The organism is Psychrosphaera sp., assembly GCF_982872775.1.
Window position 1 is genome coordinate 23,859 of sequence record NZ_CEYNSH010000038.1, and the last position, 5,043, is coordinate 28,901.

3 protein-coding genes are annotated in these 5,043 nt (G+C 43.5%); 2 read left to right on the forward strand and 1 reads right to left on the reverse strand.

Going from position 1 to position 5,043, the window contains the following annotated elements:
• Position 1 precedes the first annotated feature (1 nt).
• Complete coding sequence (locus AC4E96_RS11080) at positions 2–1,978, reverse strand: sensor histidine kinase (RefSeq protein WP_490255858.1); 1,977 nt, start codon at positions 1,976–1,978, stop codon at positions 2–4.
• A gap of 227 nt (positions 1,979–2,205) precedes the next feature.
• Here AC4E96_RS11080 and AC4E96_RS11085 point away from each other — a divergent pair, with 227 nt between their 5' ends.
• Positions 2,206–3,156, forward strand: a complete 951-nt coding sequence (locus AC4E96_RS11085; protein ID WP_490255859.1) for an ATP-binding cassette domain-containing protein — start codon at positions 2,206–2,208, stop codon at positions 3,154–3,156.
• Positions 3,153–5,043, forward strand: a 1,891-nt coding sequence (locus AC4E96_RS11090; RefSeq protein WP_490255860.1) for a hypothetical protein, incomplete at its 3' end; no start/stop codon positions are given. The genes AC4E96_RS11085 and AC4E96_RS11090, both read left to right, overlap by 4 nt.

A 5,043-nucleotide genomic window follows, 5' to 3' on the forward strand; every position in this document is an offset into this window, starting at 1 on the left:
ATCAATTCCATAACATCAGCTCCAGACGACTATGCCAAACTCTATGTTGAGCACCTGAATTGTCATTCTCAATTAGACCTGCTCCAACAGAACCACTTTTAATATGGCCACTTTCGTTAATACCATCGTTTGTAATGGCATCGTCTGCAATACCAGTTTCGATGACTTCACTTAGGAAGACATGACGGCGCGGGTACTGCAAAGCTAGTCGCTTTTTGAGATTGTTTAAGCCAACTCCATGTGCTTCTAGACTATGCGAAGCTGAGCGTGGAGTCTGTTGTGACGAGTCCTTATTGGCTTTTTCACTACGCGAGTCAGTTGTTCGTTGACTTATAATTTGGTTTGAGCTTTGACTAGAATATTGACTTGAGATTTGGCTAGCTTCTTCATCACTCATTTGTGTTGGCATCGTGTTTTTACAGTCAAATACAAGAGAGTCATCAGTAACATACAAAGCCAGCTCGACTTGTGCATTTTCGGCAATGGACTCCGCTCCGTGCTTGAATGCATTTTCCAGTAACACAATGAACAAAAGCGGTGCGACTTGGATAGACTGTTGAGTTGTGTCTGGCCATGTGGCGTTAATCGTCACGCGGTCGCCCAAACGGACTTTTTGCAAAGCGAGGTAATTTTTCAAATAGTCGACTTCTGACTGCAACGGAACCTGGCGTTCTTGTCCTTCATAAACCGTATACCTCAACATATCGGAAAGATTCATTACCAAGTCAGGTGCAAGGTCAGACTTTTTTAACGTCAGTGCATACAAGCTATTCATCGAGTTAAACAAAAAGTGCGGATTGATTTGTTGCTGTAACAATTGCAATTCGGTTTGGGTTTTTTGCTCGGTTATTTGAGCTTCTCGGGCCGCATCGCGTTGGCGCTCAAAAGCTAAGATAAGCGGCGTCGTTAAAAACAAAAACAGCAGAGATACTTTGTAATTATCTGGGTCAAAAACATCGAAGTTTTCTGATGGCAAAAATGAAAAGTGTGGCGGGGTCATTGGCAGGTGAATTACCACTTGACCTGCAAGCGGGGTATAAACCAGCCAAAAAACAAAGCTGGCCAACACAAAATTAAACACACCAAATTGATTGAGGACACGTTTGATCAAGACATACCGATTGACGAGATAAAGGCTGGCCATCAGTAATGCAAGGATACCAAACTGCCACGCGTAATTTAAAAATGGCAGTGGGTCTGTGATGACCTGAACAGGATCAATAATGAGATTGATAGGCATGTTATTCATCGGGTCTTCGTGAAAATGAAACGCGCCCGAAATAACCACCACCCAAGTTACTAAGCAAAGCGCTACGACACTGTTTAGTGAAAATAACTTTGATAATAACCGCTGAAGCCAATTTGATTTTGGCGCTCTTGTATAGGCGCTAGTTTCAAAAGACAACGCGGAATTAGAAGCCGATGTTGTGGTAGATATCGAGGTAGATGCTGACGCAAAAGTTACCCTGCTGTTTGGGGACTTATTGACATACTGCACCAACATCCATAGTGCGACTAATAATAGGCTAACTAGGTAAAAGTGAAATGAGAACAGATTGATAGCAGCAAAACTTTCACTTATCGATACAGCACCTAATATCATTGCAGGATAAATCACAAATCCCACTAATAAAGGCAATAGGGCCTTCGGACCTTTTTCTATTTGCTGGGCTAACTCATCGTCACGATCTATGCCCAGACTTCTATTACTAACGGTTCCCTGACTGAGCCATAAGCCAACAAACAAGGGCAATGCCTGAAAGGTCAGTTGCAACACAATCAATACATAATCACTAGCCACAGGGTTTGAGGTAAGCCAAGCGTGACTCATGCCGTGGTTTTTTATTGATAAAAAGCGAACGTGCGCTTCAACAAGAACGGAGGCTAAAAGCGGCATCAAGGTTATGAATCGATGAGTAAACCACATAGAAGGGTTTTGCAACGTTGGTACGAGCGCTGAAAAGGCATTTTTCATCATTGTTTTAATATCCTGAGGTCCATTTTCTCAAGTCTACGTTAATGCGGTTTGTCGTGGTTGCTCTTATGACGAAAGTAGCAATTTTCATGACGTAAGTAAATTTACGCAGTGCTGTTGGCGTTCTTCATCTTCTTTTAACCCTTTGTCATCTATCAGTATTTATTAACTCTGGAGTTACTAGAATCAATTTCAAAGTCAGGTTAAACGACGAGTATAAGGACGACAAAATGATTCAGATAAATAACTTAAACAAAACTTACCCAGATGGCACTAAGGCACTTAATGGCATCAACCTCACATTGCCCTGCGGTATGGTGGGGTTGTTGGGGCCAAATGGCGCAGGAAAATCAAGCCTTATGAGAACTATCGTGGGGCTGCAAAGTGCAGACCAAGGGGAAGTCCTTTTGGTAAAGTCGGGGCTACAACCCCAAACCAACAGCGCAAATTGTTTAAACGACGATAGTTATGTTGATGTCCTACAATCACCTCAGAAAATTCGCTCGACCTTGGGTTATTTACCTCAATATTTTGGCGTCTACCCAAATATGAGCTGTCAGGCTTTGCTCAAACATATGGCAATTTTGAAAGGGATTGCACCTTCAGATTATCAACAACAAATCCCCGAATTGTTGGTACTAACCAACCTGACTAAATACGCCAATAAAGCAGTGAATAAGTTTTCCGGTGGTATGAAACAGCGCTTTGGCATAGCGCAGGCCTTATTAGGTAACCCAAGCGTGGTGATCATGGATGAGCCAACGGCAGGTTTAGACCCAGAAGAGCGCGAGCGACTTCACGATATGTTGATTTCTATCAGCAAAGAGCGGCTCATTTTATTATCGACTCACATTGTCGAGGATGTAGAAAACCTTTGTCAGCACAGCGCATTATTATTTTCTGGAGAAATAAAAGCAGCCGGAGCCGTGTCAGATTTAGTTGAAACCATGTCAGGGCGTATTTGGCAGTTGAGTGGTGCGAGCGAGGAAATAGCTGACCTTGGTTCTGACCAAAATCTTAAAGCCAAGCCAAACACTCCCTTGGTTTTAAACAAATCTTTTCGTTTTGGTGAGCCTGTCTATCGAGTTTATTCAGAAACTAAACCAAGTATGAGCGCAATCGAGACACAAGCAACCCTGCAAGACGTTTACTTTTATGCACGTCAGGGAGGTGTGTTATGAGTCGTTCAAATGCCTTTTTACCGTTGGTATCCAATGATTTACGTTACCTCATGTCACAGCCTCTTTGTTTGGTCGGTGTCGGACTCGTCTTAATAATGGGGTACTTGTTTACAGTCGGGTTAACCGCTGAAGCCGCCAGTTTTTCTATGTCGTTACAACTTAAATATGTGGCGATAGTCATGCTGGTTTTTCCGGTTTTTATGGGGGCCATGCTGCCCATTGTTTTTGCCAGAGATGAACAGTGGGAAGTCAGTGAGTTTGTGGGCACCTCTGTCTATTCGCTTAATGTCTTGATGACAAGTCGTTGGTTGGCACTTGCTTGTTGGGCGGTTGTTTTGTTTGCCTTGTGTTTTGTGCTGGTGGCCGTTGGTGCGAGTGTTAGCAATGACGAACCTCACGGGGTGAATGCGACCGAGCTATTAATCGATGGTATTAAATTTGTCGGCTTGATACTGACGCCAACGGTCTTGTTGTATTGCACTTTAGGCTTGTTACTCTCAAACAAACGCGCTGCTTCTTTTACTTATTACGCACTCATTCTTGTCGGCTTTGTGGCTTATCTGATTCTAGCGAGTATGACGGGCAACCCAATATTGGCTGGCAGTAGTATGGATTACCCGGGCCTTTATCAATTGGCCTTGTGGTTTGACCCTTATGGTGTCACAGCTTGGTTTAGTGAGGCTCGCCCGAGCGCTAATGACGATATTCAGCACATTGGTTTAGGTGTCGGGCTGTCGACGTTCTGGTTCAATCGTTTCATGGTTGTAGTGGGAATAGGACTGGTTTTATTTTGGCAGCTAAAAATAAAAGGCCAGAGGCGGCCGCAAATATATTCGACAAGTAATTTGGCCGATGTGGCACCTAGCACAGAAGAACAGGCCACAACTTTGTCTAAGTTTAGCCTGCGTGTAAAAAGCATGTTAGGTTTTAAATCCAATGCCGTTCATGTCGTGAATAAAGCGAATAAAGCGAATAAAGCGAACAAAGCGAAAAGTACGGATACTGTAAAATGTGCAACTGCTGAGAATACCTCAACGACACCAGAGTCTCCTATTTTCGAACTTCTCAAAGGCCAGTTGCTTTTGGTGCTCAACAACAAGGTCAATTTATTGATTTTGTTAGCCTGGCCACTGATCATTTTTAATGAAGTATTGTCAGGTTTGCACTATGTCGAACCCTTTGCCATCAAACAAGCCACGTCATTGGATGCCATTAATCGCATCAATGGTGATGTCTTGCCTGTGTTTGGGTGTTTCTTGATTGGCCTTTGGAGCTGGCAACTGACGGGAAGTTATAAGTCCGCCAATGTCCATGAGTTAATCGCCTCCGCCCCTATTAAAAACAACCAATTTGTCGGTGCTCAGTTATTCGCAATTACGATCTTGGCCTTGATAATCTGTTTGCTGACTGTACTTGGTTGCGTGATAGCACAGCTACTGGGCCAAAGCTCCATAACACCAACCACTTATGCAGTGGAGTTTGGGCTAGGGTGGTTAAACTTAAGTTTGCTTGGAGTTATTTTTGTCACTATTCAACAGATAGTTGCCTCAAGAGCGTGGGGCAGTGCTGTGGTTGTGTTACTCATTGTTTTTAAGTTTACGCCTCTATCTGGCAGTGTTGGCCTGACTCATACGTTATGGAATATTGCTGGCTCGCCCTTACAAGCCGCTGATAGATTTTGGGGGCATACCGCGAGTAGTTCAGTGTTTGTGCCTTACTTGTTAGTTTGGTTGAGTATCGCCGTTGCGCTTTTAGTCTGGGCTTTAAGTCTTACGCACAGAGGGACGTTTTATTCGACGACCAAAGTGTCTTTTTTAAAGCCCTTATCACTATTTAATTCTGCCAGAGATCCGCTTTTAAAAAACATCGCTGGCAAAGCTCGTAACT